The 15,695-nt window shown below is 65.4% G+C and carries 12 protein-coding genes; 2 read left to right on the top strand and 10 right to left on the bottom strand.

Annotation, left to right across the window (positions count from 1 at the left end):
• Positions 1-73: 73 nt before the first annotated feature.
• The 8 genes from IE083_RS10890 to IE083_RS10855 form a co-directional block, all read right to left on the bottom strand.
• Positions 74-1,270, bottom strand: coding sequence for an amino acid aminotransferase (locus tag IE083_RS10890; RefSeq protein ID WP_189353629.1), 1,197 nt, complete (start codon positions 1,268-1,270; stop codon positions 74-76).
• Positions 1,271-1,435: 165 nt separating this feature from the next.
• Positions 1,436-2,188, bottom strand: a complete 753-nt coding sequence (gene cobA / locus IE083_RS10885) for a uroporphyrinogen-III C-methyltransferase (protein ID WP_189353628.1) — start codon at positions 2,186-2,188, stop codon at positions 1,436-1,438.
• A 102-nt stretch (positions 2,189-2,290) separates the two neighbouring features.
• Positions 2,291-4,972: a nitrate reductase gene (locus tag IE083_RS10880; RefSeq protein ID WP_189353627.1), complete on the bottom strand. Its 2,682-nt coding sequence runs from the start codon at positions 4,970-4,972 to the stop codon at positions 2,291-2,293.
• A gap of 159 nt (positions 4,973-5,131) precedes the next feature.
• Positions 5,132-5,446, bottom strand: a complete 315-nt coding sequence (gene nirD / locus IE083_RS10875; protein ID WP_189353626.1) for a nitrite reductase small subunit NirD — start codon at positions 5,444-5,446, stop codon at positions 5,132-5,134.
• A 153-nt stretch (positions 5,447-5,599) separates the two neighbouring features.
• Positions 5,600-8,032, bottom strand: a complete 2,433-nt coding sequence (nirB, locus tag IE083_RS10870) for a nitrite reductase large subunit NirB (RefSeq protein ID WP_189353625.1) — start codon at positions 8,030-8,032, stop codon at positions 5,600-5,602.
• A gap of 294 nt (positions 8,033-8,326) precedes the next feature.
• On the bottom strand, positions 8,327-9,991 hold the full coding sequence (locus tag IE083_RS10865) for a bifunctional protein-serine/threonine kinase/phosphatase (RefSeq protein ID WP_189353624.1): 1,665 nt from the start codon (positions 9,989-9,991) through the stop codon (positions 8,327-8,329).
• A gap of 94 nt (positions 9,992-10,085) precedes the next feature.
• Positions 10,086-11,297, bottom strand: a complete 1,212-nt coding sequence (locus IE083_RS10860) for a nitrate/nitrite transporter (protein WP_189353623.1) — start codon at positions 11,295-11,297, stop codon at positions 10,086-10,088.
• Between the two features lie 393 nt (positions 11,298-11,690).
• A complete protein-coding gene (locus tag IE083_RS10855) occupies positions 11,691-12,248 on the bottom strand; it encodes an ANTAR domain-containing response regulator (RefSeq protein ID WP_229799719.1) in 558 nt (185 codons plus the stop codon).
• 136 nt (positions 12,249-12,384) lie between these two features.
• Here IE083_RS10855 and IE083_RS10850 point away from each other — a divergent pair, with 136 nt between their 5' ends.
• A complete protein-coding gene (locus IE083_RS10850) occupies positions 12,385-12,966 on the top strand; it encodes a DNA-3-methyladenine glycosylase I (RefSeq protein WP_189353621.1) in 582 nt (193 codons plus the stop codon).
• A 148-nt stretch (positions 12,967-13,114) separates the two neighbouring features.
• On the opposite strand, the gene IE083_RS10845 is transcribed toward IE083_RS10850, so the two are convergent.
• Together IE083_RS10845 and IE083_RS10840 are read right to left on the bottom strand one after the other, a co-directional pair.
• Positions 13,115-13,417, bottom strand: a complete 303-nt coding sequence (locus tag IE083_RS10845) for an MFS transporter (RefSeq protein ID WP_189353620.1) — start codon at positions 13,415-13,417, stop codon at positions 13,115-13,117.
• Positions 13,418-13,565: 148 nt separating this feature from the next.
• Positions 13,566-14,642 carry an alpha/beta hydrolase gene (locus IE083_RS10840; protein ID WP_189353619.1) on the bottom strand — a complete coding sequence of 359 codons (1,077 nt, stop codon included), beginning with the start codon at positions 14,640-14,642 and terminating at the stop codon, positions 13,566-13,568.
• A gap of 140 nt (positions 14,643-14,782) precedes the next feature.
• Between IE083_RS10840 and IE083_RS10835 the strand changes: the two genes are divergently transcribed.
• Entirely contained in the window at positions 14,783-15,676 is an 894-nt protein-coding gene (locus IE083_RS10835) for a LysR family transcriptional regulator (RefSeq protein ID WP_189353618.1), read from the top strand.
• The last annotated feature ends 19 nt before the right edge of the window (positions 15,677-15,695 follow it).

Raw genomic sequence — 15,695 nt, 5'->3', positions numbered from 1 at the left:
GGGAACGGCGTTTTTTCATGAAAAACGCCTCGTAACCACACGGGGCGTTCCGGCAGGCCAAGGTTGGCCGCAATCAGGCTTTCAGCACTTCCGCCATCGCATCGGCGACGTATTCCACGTTATGGCTGTTAAGGCCGGCCACGCACATGCGGCCGGAGCGTACCAGGTACACCGCAAACTCTTCGCGCAGGCGATCCACCTGTTCCGGGGTCAGCCCGGTGTAGCTGAACATGCCGCGCTGCTTGATGAAGTAACTGAAATCGCGGCCCGGCACCTTGGCAGAGATCACCTCGTACAGCTTCTGGCGCATGGCCTTGATGCGCTCGCGCATTCCGCTCACTTCGGTCTCCCACTCGCTGCGTAGCGCCGGCTCGGCCATGACCAGGGCCGCAACCTGTCCGCCGTGGGTTGGCGGGCTGGAATAGTTGCGGCGCACGGTGGCCTTCAGCTGGCCCAGTACGCGCTCGGCTTCTTCGGCATCGCGGCATACTACCGACAGGCCGCCGCAACGCTCGCCGTAGAACGACAGGTTCTTGGAGAACGAGTTGCTGACAAAGAAGCTGACACCGGCGGCGGTCATTGCGCGGATGGCGAAGGCGTCGTCTTCCAGACTGTCGCCGAAGCCCTGGTAGGCGATGTCCATGAACGGCAGCAGGTCGCGCTGCTTCACCACCTCGATCACCTGCTCCCACTGCGCATGGTTCAAATCCACACCGGTCGGGTTATGGCAGCACGGGTGCAGCAGTACGATGGTCTTGGCCGGTAGCGCCTGCAGGCAGGCGATCATCTCGTCGAACTTCACCCCGCCGCTGGCGGCATCGTAGTACGGGTAGTCGTGCACCATGAAGCCGGCACCTTCGAACATGGCACGGTGGTTGTCCCAGGTCGGGCTGCTGACCCACACTTCGCTCTGCGGGAAGTAGCGTTTGAGCAGATCGGCGCCAATCTTCAGCGCGCCGGAGCCGCCGATGGTCTGGATGGTGGCGATGCGGCCGGCGGTGACCGCCTCGTGGCCGGCGCCCCACAGCAGCTGCTGCAGCGCGGTGCGGTAGTTGGCGGCGCCTTCCATTGGCAGGTAGGAACGCGGACCGGCGCTGGCCACGCGGCGGGCTTCGGCCTTCTGTACTGACAGCAGCAGCGGAATGCGGCCTTCCTCGTCGTAGTACAGGCCGATGCCAAGGTTGACTTTCGGATTGCGGGTGTCCTTGTTGAAGGTTTCAACCAGGGTCAGGATCGGGTCGCCGGCGTAGGCTTCGACATGCTGGAACATAGTTTCCTGTTTCTCTCTTGTCCGGATCGGGTGGCAAACAAGCGATAAACCTAACATAAAGCCTGTATTTTCACAGCATCGACACCAACAAGCCGCTAAATCCGTAGCAACATTGCAGCATAATTCATTTTTCAGCCACTAAATTGCCAGCCACCCGCCAGGGCCTTACACCGCGATGGGCCACGCCTGCTCGGCCACCGCCACCTGTGCCAGCGCCGCCACCTCGCCCAGCACGATCACCGCCGGGCTGGCCAGGCCGCTGCGTGCCACATCGGCGGCCAACGTTTGCAATCGGGTGACGATGTGGCGCTGCTCGGCACAGCCGACACGATGCACTACCGCCACAGGCAGGCTGGCGGCAAAACCGGCGGCCATCAGCTCGCCGGCCAGTGCGGCGACATCGCTCATGCCCATGTAACAGACTATCGTCAGCCTTGATGCTGCCAGCGCCGCCCAGTCCGGCCGCGAGCCGTCCGAGGTCTGTGCGGTGACCAGCACTACACCACGAGCCACGCTGCGGTGCGTCAGCGGCAAACCCAGCGCCGGGCCGACGGCGAGACCGGCGGTGATACCGCCGACCGCCTCCACGTCCACGCCGCGCTCCGCCAGCCACGCCCATTCCTCGCCGCCACGGCCGAAGATGAACGGATCGCCGCCCTTCACCCGTGCCACGACCTTGCCCTGCCGTGCGTAGCGTGCCATCAGTCGCAGGATGAATGCCTGTGAAGTCGATTTACAGCCGCCACGCTTGCCGACGTGCACGATGCGGGTGCCGGGACGAGCCAGACCGAGAATATCGCGGCCGACCAGATCATCCACCAGCCAGGTGTCACAGGACTGCAGCACGCGCAGCGCCTTCAGGGTCAGCAATTCCGCGTCGCCGGGACCGGCCCCGACCAACCATACCTTGCCATTCATGAGATTTCCTTTGCGTGTGCAGCCTGTCAGGGTCACCATACCCGAAACAAAAAGTTCGGTTAGACCGATGTTTCATAACCAAATGGCGCAAAATCCGGGCCATCATGCCGCTACCATGCGCACCAGTTCCGGCACGCAGGAACCGCAGCCGGTGCCGCAGCGCAGCTCGTGTTTCAGCCCGTTCACGTCCAGCCCCCTGGCGATGCCGGCACAGATTGCATCCTCGCGCACGCCTTCGCATGCGCACACCACGCGCGACCGTACCGTGCCGCGCGCCTGTCCGGCCAGCAGCGCAGGCAGGCTGTCCGGTGCTGCGCCACCGTCCAGCCAGCTGCTCAATGCCTCGTCGGCGCGCACGTCGCCGGCGAGTACGAAGCCCAGCGGCTGTTTCGCCCGCAGCCATACCCGGCGCAGGATGCCGCGCGCCGGATCATCCAGCACCGCCGACAGGCTGCCGGCCGGTTCCAGCACGCTGGCCAGCTGCTGCAGCACGGCGGCATCCGGTGCCGCGCTGGCTGCCAGCCGCAACCGCAGCGCTTCCGTGCCGCCGAGCATCACCGGTACCGCCACCGCGTACGGAAACATTGCGCGTAGCGTATCCAGTTGCGGGCGCATGCTCGGCACATCACCGCGCAGCAGCATGGTGGCGCGCCACGGCAGTCTGGCCGGTTCCACTGCTACTGCGGCATGTTTCAGTTCCGGCTGCCGCGATTGCGGATCGATAACGCGGGTGGTCAGCGCGTTGATGCCCTGCCCGCCCAGCGCAGCGCCGCCCCAGTGCATAGCGATGAAGGCCACGCCGGGGCGCAGCGTGTCGTCGGCTACCACCGGCAGGTAGATCGCGCCGCGCTTGTTGCGAACCTTGACCAGATCGCCGCTGCCAAGGCGCTGTCGCTGCAGGTCGCGCGGGTGCATCGCCAGCTGCGGTTCTTCCGCGTGGCGGGTCAGCGCCGGCACCAGCGCGGTGCGGCTCATGGTGTGCCAGTGGTCGCGCAGACGGCCGGTGGTCAGGCGCAGCGGGAAGTGCGCCGATACCTTGTCGCTGACCGTGCGCCAGGCAATATCGACAAACTGCGCCTTGCCGCTGGCAGTGGGAAACATGCCGTCCTCGTACAGCCGGGTGCGGCCAATCTTGCCGTCGAACGGCCATTGCTGTGGTCCGCGCTGTTCCAGCAGCTCGTAGCTGAGCGCGCTGTAATCCAGATCGCGCCCGGCGGTGGTGGCGGCGTGCTCGGCGAACACTGCCGCCGCGTCGGCGAACTCGAACAGCGCGACGCGTTCCGGCATCAGCGTTGCGGCCAACCTTTGCGCGACGGCGGCGACGATGCGCCAGTCTTCACGCGCCGCGCCCGGTGGCGGCAGTGCGGCGCGCACGCGGCTGATGCGGCGCTCGCTGTTGGTGACGGTGCCGTCCTTCTCCGGCCAGGCAGCGGCCGGCAGCACGATGTCGGCGTAGGCCAGCGTCTCGCTGCTGTTGAACGCTTCCTGTACGATCACGCAGTCCACCTTTTCCAGTGCGGTGCGTACCAGTGCCTGCTCCGGCAGCGATTGTGCCGGATCGGTGCCGGCGATCCACAGCACCTTGATCCTGCCTGCCGCCGCTGCTTCGAACATCTCGATGGCCGACAGGCCGGGGTTGGACGGCAGTGCCGGGATATGCCACAACGCGGCCACCTCGGCACGATGCGCAGCATCGCCCGGCTCGCGATGCCCCGGCAACAGCGTGGCCATGCCACCGACCTCGCGCCCGCCCATGGCGTTGGGCTGGCCGGTGAGCGAGAACGGGCCGGCGCCCGGCTTGCCGATGTGGCCGGTGGCCAGGTGCAGGTGGATCAGCGCCGCGTTCTTGTCGCTGCCGTTGCTGTACTGGTTGAGGCCCATGGCATAACAGGACAGTGTAGCCGGGCTCTGCGCGAACCAGCGCGCGGCGGTGACGATGTCGTCTTCGTGCACGCCGCACAGTTCGCTGGCGGCACGCGGGGTGAATTCGCGCAGCCGGGCGCGCAGTGCGGCGAAGCCTTCGGTGTGCGCGGCGATGTAGTCGCGATCTATCAGCTCTTCCCAGATCATCACGTTCAGCATCGCGTGGAACAGCGCGACGTCCGTCCCCGGCAGCACCGGCAGGTACAGGTCGGCGAGGCTGGCGGTGTCGGTGCGGCGCGGGTCGGCGACGATGATCTTCATCTCCGGCTTGGCCGCCTTGGCCTCTTCCAGCCGGCGGAACAGCACCGGGTGGGCATAGGCCATGTTGGCACCGGCGATGAACACGCATCCGGCATGAGCAAAATCGTCGTAGCAGGCCGGTGGCGCATCGGCGCCCAGTGTCTGCTTATAGCCGGTGACGGCGCCGGACATGCATAGCCGCGAATTGCTGTCGATGTTGTTGGTCGCCACCAGGCCGCGCGCGAGCTTGTTGAACAGGTAGTAGTCCTCGGTCAAGAGCTGGCCGGACAGGTAGAAGCCGACCGAGTCCGGGCCGTGCTGGCGGATGGCGTCGGCAAGTCTTGTGCTGACCACATCCAGCACGTGCTCCCAGCTGGCTTCCTGCGCCGGCTCATCCTTGGCCGGACGCAAGGTTGGCCGCAACAGCCGTGCCGACGGCCGGCCGGTGGTGTCGCCCAGGGTACGGCCCTTGCTGCACAGGCGGCCGAAGTTGGCCGGGTGGGTGCCGTCGCCGGTCACTGCCAGCACGCGGTGGCCATCGGTGGTGATCTCGACGCCACAGCCGGTGCCGCAATAGCAGCAGACGGACGAGACCTCGGGTGGGGCGGGTCTGGCGTTCATGGTTTCTCCTTGCGGCTTATTTTTTTGCCACGGAATCCACGGAAAACACGGAAAGAACAATCAAGTCGCGCCATGGCGAAAGCCGTTGTTCCTTACGCCATGCCATCCGCCTCAGGCCCGACGGCATGGCTTTCTGTAGCTTCTATCGCAAAACAGACATCAATCCAGCGCCAGCTGTACGGTATTGCCGTCCAGCTGCACCGGGATACGGCCGGCACAGCCTTCGTCCGGTGCCTGCGCCAGGCCGGTTTCCAGCGCGATGTTCCAGTTGTGCAGCGGGCAGGTGACGCTATGTCCGGAGACGATACCCTGCGACAGCGGCCCACCCTTGTGCGGACACTTGTCGACCATCGCGAAGACCTGGTCGTCGGCGGTGCGGAAGATGGCGATATCGGTATGCCCTTCGCGCTTGACGACACGGGCGCCCTGCACCGGGATGTCGTTCAGCTGGCAGATGGTTTTCCAGTTGCTCATGATTAAATCCTTTTCAAAGTCTTTTTTCGCCACAGAAACCACAGAAGAACACGGAAGAAAACCCCCGTATTTCCCACTTTGGCCTCCTGTCGATTGCCGCATGGTGGGTGATAAATTTCCGTGTTTTCCGTGGATTCTGTGGCAACAGGGGTTCTATAGCGCCAACGCCTCGAACTCGTGCTGCGCCACGCCTTTTTCGTAACGCTCTGCCCATGGGTCCTGCTCGAAGGACAGCGCGAACTTCAGCCGTGCATACAGCTCGTTGCGGCCAACCTCGTCGGCCAGCACGCGTTGCTTGATGTACTCCATGCCGACACGCTGCAGGTAGTGCACGGTGCGTTCCAGGTAGAACGCCTCCTCGCGGTACAGCTGCAGGAAGGCGCCGCTGTACTCCAGCACCTCGTCGTGTGTCTTCACCTTGCAGAAGAACTCGGCCACCTCGGTCTTGATGCCGCCGTTGCCGCCGATGTACAGCTCCCAGCCGGAATCGACACCGATCACGCCGATGTCCTTGATGCCGGCCTCGGCACAGTTGCGCGGGCAGCCGGACACCGCCAGCTTGACCTTGGCCGGGCTCCACATGCCGAACAGGTCTTTCTCCAGGTCGATGCCCATCTGTGTGGAGTTCTGGGTGCCGAAGCGGCAGAACTCGCTGCCGACGCAGGTCTTCACCGTGCGGATCGACTTGCCGTAGGCATGACCGGACGGCATGTCCAGCTCCTTCCACACTGCCGGCAGGTCTTCCTTCTTCACCCCCAAGAGGTCGATACGCTGGCCGCCGGTAACCTTCACCATCGGGATCGCGTACTTGTCGGCGACGTCGGCGATGCGGCGCAGCTCGGCCGGGTTGGTGACGCCGCCCCACATGCGCGGGATCACCGAGTAGGTGCCGTCCTTCTGGATGTTGGCGTGCACGCGCTCGTTGATGAAGCGTGATTGCGGATCGTCGTGCGCCTCGCCCGGCCAGGTGGAAATCAGGTAGTAGTTGATGGCCGGGCGGCAGCTGGCACAGCCGTCCGGGCTACGCCAGGCCAGTTCACGGAAGGTATCGGCCAGGGTGACCAGATGCTTGTCGCGTATTGCCTGGCGCAGTTGGCCGTGCGTCATGTCACTGCAGCCGCAGACCGCCTTTTCGGACTTGGGCTTGACGTCTGCCGCGCCGCCCACGGTGTTGATCAGGATCTGCTCCACCAGGCCGACGCAGGAGCCGCAGGAGCTGCCGGCCTTGGTGTGCTTCTTGATGTCGTCGACGGTAAACAGGCCTTTTTCCTGGATGGCCTTGACGATGCTGCCCTTGCACACGCCGTTGCAGCCGCACACTTCGGCGTCATCGGGCATGCTCATCGCACGGTTCTGGCCGGCGTGGCCGGTATCGCCGGTCGTGCCCTCGCCCAGCATCAGCTGTTCGCGCATCTCGTGGATACCGTGGCCTTCGCGGATCAGGCGGAAATACCAGCCGCCATCGGTGGTGTCGCCATACAGGCAGGCACCGACCAGCCTGTCGTCCTTGATGATCAGCTTCTTGTAGATGCCGCCGACCGGATCGGACAGCGTGATGGCCTCAAAGCCGTCGCCGCCCATGAAATCGCCGGCGGAGAACACGTCAATGCCGGTGACCTTGAGCTTGGTCGAGGTGGCCGCCGGCACATAGTGGGCGATGCCGAACTGCGCCAGATGGTTGGCCGCAACCTTGGCCTGGTCGAACAGCGGCGCCACCAGTCCGTAGCTGACGCCGCGGTGGCTGACGCATTCGCCCACGGCATAAACACGCGGGTCGAAAGTCTGCATGAAGTCGTTGACCACCACGCCGCGGTTGCAATAGATGCCGGACTGCTCGGCCAGGCTGTAGTTGGGGCGGATGCCCACCGCCATCACCACCAGCTCGGCCGGCACCTCGTCACCGTCCTTGAAGCGCACCGCACCGACACGGCCGCTCTCGCCGGCCACCAGCTCGGCAGTCTGCTTCTGCAGCAGGAACTTCAGTCCCTTGGCCTCCAGACTCTGCTGCAGCAGGCGGGCGGCGGTCTCGTCCATCTGCCGCTCCAGCAGCCACGGCGCCAGGTGCACCACGGTGACGTCCATGCCGCGGGCGAGCAGGCCGTTGGCCGCCTCCAGCCCCAACAGGCCGCCGCCGATTACCACCGCGTGTTTATGGTTGGCCGCGGCGGCTATCATCGCCTCGACATCGGCCACGTCGCGGAAGCTGACCACGCCGGGCAGGTCCTTGCCCGGCACCGGCAGCATGAACGGGCTGGAGCCGGTGGCCAGCAGCAGCCTGTCGTAGGCCGCCTCGGTGCCGTCGGCGGCGCGCACCACGCGGCGCACGCGGTCAATCTCGGTGACCGCCCTGGACAGGTGCAGCGTGATGCCGTGCTCGGCATACCAATCCAGATCGTTGAGGATGATCTCCGGCAGCGTCTGTTCGCCGGTCAGCACCGGCGACAGCATGATGCGGTTGTAGTTGGGGTGCGGCTCGGCACCGAACACGGTGATGTCGTAGGTGTCCGGGGTGAGCTTGAACAGCTCCTCCAGGGTGCGCACCCCGGCCATGCCGTTGCCGACCATTACCAATTTGAGTTTCTTCATGGTATTTCCTTTGTCTGATTTGCGACGCAGTGTGCGGTGTCCTGCCTGCGCCGCCCGTCGTCGTTGCGGTGCCGAAACGAAAAAGCCCGCCAGCATGACCGCTGCCACACCTGACGGACCTCATTGTCCCTGCCCCGGTCACCGCCATTGGCGACCCGGACAATCTGATTGTGCCTGTCTTAACGCAAAGGCCGTGCCAGCCTGCAACGCCCGTTTTTTGCAGCCATGCCGGCCTGCAATGCCATTGCTGCCTGCCTATGGTGCATAGCAGCACCAAAAGCAGGCAGCACCGCGTCAGCGCAGCAACAATGCGTACAGCAACAGCAGGTTCAGCAGCAGCGAAACCAGCGCCAGCGTGCGCCACAGCCGCAGCGGTGCGCGCTCCGCCCACGGCACACGCTGCAGGCGGCGCTGCGGCACGCTGTCGCCACGCTCCAGTGCCAGACGCATTTCCTCGGCGGTTTCGAAACGCTGCTCCGGCTCGCGCGCCACCGCTTTCAGCAGCAGGTTATCCAGCCACAGCGGCACATCCGGACGCCAGCGCGATGCCGGCTGCGGCGCATCGAAATGCGGGTTCTGGAACGCCTCGATCTCGCCGTAGGGATAGCGGCCGGTCAGCAGCTGGTACAGGGTGACGCCGGCGGCGTACAGGTCACTGCCGCTATTCGCCTTGCCGCCGGCGAAGCGCTCCGGCGCCATGTAGCTGGCGGTGCCGGGGCCGGGGCCGTCGTGCTCCGGCGTCAGCCCGGCGCAGCAGGCGACGCCGAGGTCGAGCAGGCGCAGCTGGCCGTCGCGGCCGAGGTGCACATTGTCCGGCTTGATGTCGCGGTGCACGATGCCGAGGCGGTGCAGCGCCGACATCGCGCGGCACAGCGCGAGGCCGATGGCGACCACCTCGCTGATGCCGAAACGCTGCTGCGCCAGCCGTGCGGCCAACGTTTCGCCGTCGTGCCAGCGCTGCAGGTAGTACAGGTGCTGGCGGTCGATGCCGGTGGCCACCTCGGCGAAGTACGGCGAGCTGATGCGTTTCTGCAGCCACTCCTCCACCAGCAGCGCTTGCTCCACGCCCTGGTCGCCGGCCAGCGGCGGCGGCAGCGTCTTCAGTACCCAGTGCCGTCCGGCGGCGTCGGCGACGCGATAGGCCTGCCCGCCGGGCGAGGCGTGCAGGCTGGCCACCACCGTCAGCCCCTCGAACGGCTGGCCGTCGCGCAGTTTCGGCGGCAGCGGCAGGCTGGCGCCACGCGCCAGCTCGTCGGCCAGCGCGCCCTGCGGCAGCGCCTCCACCCGCAGCACCAGCGCCGACAGGTTGTCCTGCGCGCCGGCGGCCAGCGCCGTCTCGCACAGCACGCTGGCGGCGCGCTGCACGTCGAGGTGCAGGTGCAGGACCTCGCCGATGCGCTTGTCGCCCAGCGCCTGCCACACGCCGTCGCACAACAGCGCGAACACGTCGCCGGCGTGCAGGTCGCCGTCGCAGAAATCCGGCATCACATGCTCGTCCAGCCCCATGCCGCGCTTGAGCACGTGCGACAGCGACGCCTCCTCCCACACGTGATCGACGGTCAGCTGCACCAGGCGTCCCTGGCTGAGCCGGTAGATGCGGCAATCGCCGACGTGGGCAACGGTATAGCGGTGGCCGCGCAGCACCAGCGCCGACAGCGATGCCACCAGCGGCCTGCCCTGCGAGCGCAGCCAACGGTTGTGTGCCGCCAGCAGCCGGTCCAGCGCCGACGACACCGCCCACGTTTCCGGTGTGGCGTAGTAATCGGCGCACACCGCGCGGATGGTGGACTGTGCGGCCAGCCTGCCGTCGGCGCAGCCGGACACGCCATCGGCCAGCGCGAACAGCGCACCCTTGCTGGTCAGCAGCCCGTCCTGCGGCACGCTCCAGCCCAGCGCATCCTCGTTGCGCCCGCGGCGGCCGGCGTCGCTGGCGTGGCCGACGGCAAGTTGCAAGCTCATGCTGTTATCCCGCTTAAAAATGATGTCGTGCGCCGCCATGGCATGACGGGGCGGGATCCGTGATCCCGCCCCGTTGATGTCCGGTTGTTGCTGCTTATACCCGTGCCGCGGTCACGTTGCTGGCGCCCCAGGTGGTGCGCCAGCGCAGCTTCACGCCGTGCAGGCCGACCCACGCCACCACGCCGAGGCTGGCGAACAGCCACAGCCCGAGCTGGTAGTTGCCGGTGTGCTGCTTGACGAGGCCGAGACCGGCGGCGAGCAGGAAGCCGCCGATGCCGCCGGCCATGCCGATCAGGCCGGTCATCACCCCGATTTCCTTGCGGAAGCGCTGCGGCACCAGCTGGAACACCGCGCCGTTGCCGCTGCCCAGCGCCAACATCGCGCCGACAAACAGCGTCAGCGCCAGACCGGCCTGCGGCAGGTTGAAACCGACCGCGCAAATCAGCAGCGCAGCGATGGTGTACACCATCAGCAGGGTACGGATGCCGCCGATACGGTCGGCCAGCGCACCACCCAGCGGCCGCATCAGCGAACCGGCAAACACGCAGGCAGCGGTGTAGTAGCCGGCGGTGACAGCATCCAGCCCGTACTGGTCATAAAAGTAGCCCGGCAGTGCGCTGGCGAGGCCGGCAAAACCGCCGAAGGTGACACAGTAGAAGAACATGAACCACCAGCTGTCCTTGGCGCCCAGCACGCGCAGGTAGTCGGCCAGCGCCTTGGGACGAGGCCGCTGCGGCGCGTTCTTGGCAAACAGGCAGAACAGCACGAACGCCACCCCCAGCGGCAGCACCGCCATGCCGAACACGTTCTCCCAGCCGAAGGTTGCGGCCAACGTTGGCGCCAGCAGCGCGGCGAACACCGTGCCGGAGTTGCCGGCACCGGCGATGCCCATCGCCTTGCCCTGGTGCTCGGGCGGATACCACTGCGACGCCAGCGGCAGCGACACCGCGAAGGCGGCACCGGCGACACCGAGGAACAGCCCCAGCAGCAGCGCCTGGGCCAGCGAATGGATGCCGTGCAGCCAGGCGAAGCCCAGCGCCAGCATCACCACGACCTGGCCCAGCACCCCGGCAAACTTGGGCGAGAAGCGATCCACGACCAGCCCCATGCCGAAGCGCAGGAAGGCGCCGGCCAGGATGGGTGTTGCCACCATCAGTCCGCGCTGCTGTGCCGACAGCTGCAGGGCCTCGGCGATCTGGATCGCCAGCGGCCCGAGGATGTACCACACCATGAAACTGAGGTCGAAATAAAGAAACGACACCAGCAGTGTCGGGGTATGGCCTGCTTTCCAGAAGTCCTTGCTCATTGTCTTGTCCCTTGAAAAATATCCGTGCTCGGTCAGGCGGCACAACGGTAACGGCTGCGGTGGCTGGTGCCGCAGAAATGCCAAGAGGCCCGCTGCCCGTGGTATCGCACCACGCGCAACGGACCTCTTTGTCCGGGCCCGCTTACCGTCATTGGCAAGCGGCACTTGCTCTGCCAGCCTGACTGAGCAAGTGCCGTGCCAGCCGGATACGGTACTTGCCCCGCCTCCATGCGGATACCACATGGCAAACCGTCGTTTTTTGCACCGCAACAGAGCGTGGCAGCACCAGTACGGCTCCGCCCCTGCACCACGACGGCAGCAGGCTCAAAAGAAAAGAGGGCCGTCACAGCCAGGGTCTGTTGCGGCCAACCTTGCACGACGCTACTGCCACATTCAGCTTTTCAGCCACGCCGCCAGACTGATAATCTCCTGCGCCACCTCCACCAGTTTTTTCTGCTGTTTCATCGCCCGCTCGCGCAGCTGCTTGTAGGCGGCGGCTTCGTCCAGCCCCTTCATCGCCATCAACAGGCCCTTGGCCTTTTCCACCACCTTGCGCTCGGCCAGCTGCCGCTGCGCATCGGCCAGCTCGGCACGGCGTGAGACGTCGATCCGGTGGCGCTCGATCGCGACTTCCAGCAAGGAACGTATGCGAGCGTTCTCCACCATGCCAGCCACATAGCCCGCGACCCCGGCACCGAGTGCCGCGCGGATGGCATCACGGCTATCGTCAGCGGTGAACATCACCACCGTCTGACCGCCCTGCATGCTCATCACGCGCACGCATTCCAGCATATCGCGTGATGGCGTATCGCAGTCGATCAGCACCACATCCGGGCGTACCGCCGCCACCTCGGCCAGACACCGGCTCGCCGCCACCTCGGCCACCACTCGCACGCCGGCCTGCTCCAGCCGCGACCGCGGCAAGGCGGCCGCACCGTCCTTCACCAACATGACTGTCAGCACCTTATGCCCCTCCCGATTTGCCATTGCATACGGTGCAGCAAATGCCATGCCATGTGCCGCCTGCGTGCCAGGCGCAAATCACCGTACAATGCCGGCTTGCCACCAAGCAAAGGAGCCTGCCGTCATGACCACCCTGCAACGCTGCGGCTGGTGCGGCGACGACCCGCTGTACATCGCCTACCACGACCACGAATGGGGGCAGCCGGTGCACGACGACCGCAAACTGTTCGAGATGCTGGTGCTGGAGGGCGCCCAGGCCGGGCTGTCGTGGATCACCATCCTGAGAAAACGTGACAACTACCGCCGCGCCTTCCACGACTTCGATCCACAACGGGTGGCGGCGATGGACGAGGCTGACGTCGAGCGGCTGCTGCAGGATGCCGGCATCGTGCGCAACCGGCTGAAAATCAACAGTGCGATCCGCAATGCACGCGTATTCCTCGCCATGCAACAAAAACACGGCAGCTTTGCGCGCTGGCTGTGGAGCCACGTCGACGGCCAGCCGCTGCAGAACCAGTGGATCCGCCTGGCCGAGTGCCCGGCCAGCACCGAACTGTCCGACCGCATCAGCAAGGCGCTGAAAAAGGAAGGCATGAATTTTGTCGGCAGCACGGTGATCTACGCCTTCCTGCAGGCCACCGGCGTGATCAACGACCACCTCTGCACCTGTCCGCAGCACCCGCAACACCGAAAGCCCGGTGCGTAAGCAGCAGCCGGACGCTTGCGGCCAACGTTGGCCGCAAGCGTGGCCGGCGCACCAGTTCGGCGCAGCGGCACGCGCGAGGCCACCGCACTGCACCATGGCGACGCGACATGACCCATTGCATCGTCAGCGCAGCACGGGGAACCCCGCCTCAGACCTCCGGCGCGGGCATGAGCACCGGAATGCACACCAGCGTGCGGTAGAGACCGGTCTTCAGGAAGCGGCCAATCAGCGTGCTACCGACGAAACCCGCGACACCCATCAGCAACAGGATCATCGACAGGGTGGGCACGGTCACCTGGGTGGTGTTTTCCAGGAAGGGACGCACGTAGGTAAACAGCACAAACTGGCCCATGAAGAACGTGCCCACCGCCGACATGCCCAGCACGATCCGGGGACGCTGCAACAGCCTGAAGACACCGCCCGCATTCGCCGGGCGGGCGACCACCTTCATGGCGGGCCGGCATGAATTCCGATGCGATCAGCACGAAGACGCAAAGCGTCATCGCAAAGACGCCGCTCCAGCAGGCGCGCCGGTCACCGCTTGCTTCCCGGTTCCCGGCGCGGCTTATCGACGCGTCAACAAGCGGATTTGTCATCGCTCACTTCGCCAGATGCTTGCCAAAGAACGCGTCCAGCTTGTCCCAGGGAATGATGTTGACCCGGTCGTACAGATCGGTGTGGATGGCGTCCTTGATGATCAGCAGCTCCTTGGGCTCCGCCGCGGCCTTGTAGGCGTCTTCGCTGAAGTAGCGTGAATGGGCCTTTTCTCCCGCGATCAGCAGGATGGGCCGCGGCGAGATCTCGTTGATGTAGGTGAGCAGCGGCATGTTCATGAAAGACAGCGGCATGGTGGCCGTCCAGCCGCCATTGGAATTCAGCGAGCGTTCGTGGAAACCACGCGGGGTACGGTAGTAGTCGAAGTACATCCGCACCACGGGGTTGGTCACGCCATCCAGCGTCTCGGGCAGAATGCGCGGACCGATGGCGGAGGCGTCGGCCCAGCGTTGCCGGCTCATCGTCTCCAGCATTTGCCCGCGCTGCGCCTTGCCCAGGCTGTCGTTGTAACCCTTCGCCATCACGCGCGACATGTCGTACATGCTGGTGGTGGCAACGGCCTTGATGCGCTTGTCCACCGCTGCCGCATTCAGCCCCATGCCGGCGAAGCCGCAGATGCCGATGATGCCGATCCGCTCGCGGTCGACGAAGGGCTGCTGGCCGAGGTAGTCGACCGCGGCGCTGAAGTCCTCGGTATTGATCTCCGGAGAGGCCAGATTGCGCGGCTCGCCGCCGCTTTCGCCGGTGTACGAGGGGTCAAACGCAACCGTCGCGTAACCGCGCTCGGCCATGGTCTGCGCGTACAAACCGGAAGACTGCTCCTTGACCGCGCCAAACGCGCCGCTGATCGCGAGCGCCGCCAGGCGCTTGCCGCCCCGGTTTTTCGGCAAGTACAGGTCCGCCGCCAGCGTAATGCCGTAGCGGTTCTTGAACGTCACCTTCTGGTGATCGACCTTGTCGCTCTGGGGGAAGGTCTTGTCCCACTTTTGGGTCAGTTGCATGGTATTTCCTGTTGCGGGTCGCGATGCGCTGGCCAACACCGGCTGCGCACCGATCAGCATGGCGGCGCCGGTCAGCAGCGCGCCCTTGATGAAGTTTTTCCTGGAGATTGCGGCGTCCATTTGAGTACTCCTTGTCGTCTCTGAATTGGCGTGCAAACTGCCCGCCAGCACCGTCATCGCGGTGCAGACAGATAGTGACGCATCGACGCCAAGACTATTAGCCGGTATAGTCTTCATGTACTTGTGAGAATTTTTCAGCAATGAAACCGACCAAGGTAAACGACCTGCAGGCCTTCGTCGCCGTCGCCCGCGAACAGAGCTTCTCGAAGGCGGCGGCAAGGCTGGATCTGACGCCCTCGGCGCTGAGTCACACGATCAGGACGCTTGAGGCGCGGCTGGGCATCCGCCTGCTGGCGCGCACGACCCGCAACGTCTCCCCGACCGAAGCCGGCGAGCGTCTGCTGAGATCGCTGGCCCCGCTGTTCGAGCAGATCGCCGCCGAGGTCGAGGCCCTGGGCGAGCTGCGCGACAAACCGGCGGGCACCATCCGTCTCACCTGCACCGACGACCAGATCGAGTTGTGTTTGCGACCAAAGTTTTCCGCGTTCCTGAGCCACTATCCGGATATCACGCTGGAGCTCTTTGTCGACTACGGCTTCCGCAACATCGTCGAAGAGCGTTTCGACGCGGGCATACGCATGGGAGAGTCCATCAGCAAGGACATGATTGCCGTGCGCATCGGGCCGGACTGGCGCCTCGCCGTTGTTGGCTCGCCGGCCTATTTCGAGACACGCTCCCGCCCGGAAACGCCCCACGAGCTGACCGGGCACGCCTGCATCAACATCCGGCACCGCCCCTCGGGCGCCATCTATGCCTGGGAATTCGAGAAAGACGGCAAGGCCTTCACCGTCAAGGGGGAGGGACAACTCGTGTTCAACAGCATCATGCACGTGCTCAATGGCGCGCTGGACGGGCTGGGGCTAGGCTATATCCCGGAGCAACTGGTCGCGCCCTACCTCGCGGACGGGCGGCTGGTGGAGGTGCTTCCCGAGTGGTGCCCGTCCTTCCAGGGTTACCACCTGTACTACCCTAACCGGCGGCAAACCTCCCCTGCCTTCCTCGCCTTCGTCGAGGCGATGCGCTACCGGAGCTGAGCCCTTCATGTATCGATGC

Origin of the sequence: Vogesella fluminis (genome assembly GCF_014652335.1) — a bacterium.
Taxonomy (GTDB): Bacteria; Pseudomonadota; Gammaproteobacteria; order Burkholderiales; family Chromobacteriaceae; genus Vogesella; species Vogesella fluminis.
Note: the sequence above shows the minus strand (reverse complement) of the source record. Positions and strands in the feature narration are given on the sequence as shown.

Coding starts and splice junctions, on each gene's coding strand:
- IE083_RS10845 (WP_189353620.1), bottom strand. CDS start 13,417: ATGAAGGTGGTCGCCCGCCCGGCGAATGCGGGCGGTGTCTTCAGGCTG.
- IE083_RS10880 (WP_189353627.1), bottom strand. CDS start 4,972: ATGAACGCCAGACCCGCCCCACCCGAGGTCTCGTCCGTCTGCTGCTAT.
- IE083_RS10835 (WP_189353618.1), top strand. CDS start 14,783: ATGAAACCGACCAAGGTAAACGACCTGCAGGCCTTCGTCGCCGTCGCC.
- nirB (WP_189353625.1), bottom strand. CDS start 8,032: ATGAAGAAACTCAAATTGGTAATGGTCGGCAACGGCATGGCCGGGGTG.
- nirD (WP_189353626.1), bottom strand. CDS start 5,446: ATGAGCAACTGGAAAACCATCTGCCAGCTGAACGACATCCCGGTGCAG.
- IE083_RS10860 (WP_189353623.1), bottom strand. CDS start 11,297: ATGAGCAAGGACTTCTGGAAAGCAGGCCATACCCCGACACTGCTGGTG.
- cobA (WP_189353628.1), bottom strand. CDS start 2,188: ATGAATGGCAAGGTATGGTTGGTCGGGGCCGGTCCCGGCGACGCGGAA.
- IE083_RS10855 (WP_229799719.1), bottom strand. CDS start 12,248: ATGTTGGTGAAGGACGGTGCGGCCGCCTTGCCGCGGTCGCGGCTGGAG.
- IE083_RS10890 (WP_189353629.1), bottom strand. CDS start 1,270: ATGTTCCAGCATGTCGAAGCCTACGCCGGCGACCCGATCCTGACCCTG.
- IE083_RS10840 (WP_189353619.1), bottom strand. CDS start 14,642: ATGGACGCCGCAATCTCCAGGAAAAACTTCATCAAGGGCGCGCTGCTG.
- IE083_RS10865 (WP_189353624.1), bottom strand. CDS start 9,991: ATGAGCTTGCAACTTGCCGTCGGCCACGCCAGCGACGCCGGCCGCCGC.
- IE083_RS10850 (WP_189353621.1), top strand. CDS start 12,385: ATGACCACCCTGCAACGCTGCGGCTGGTGCGGCGACGACCCGCTGTAC.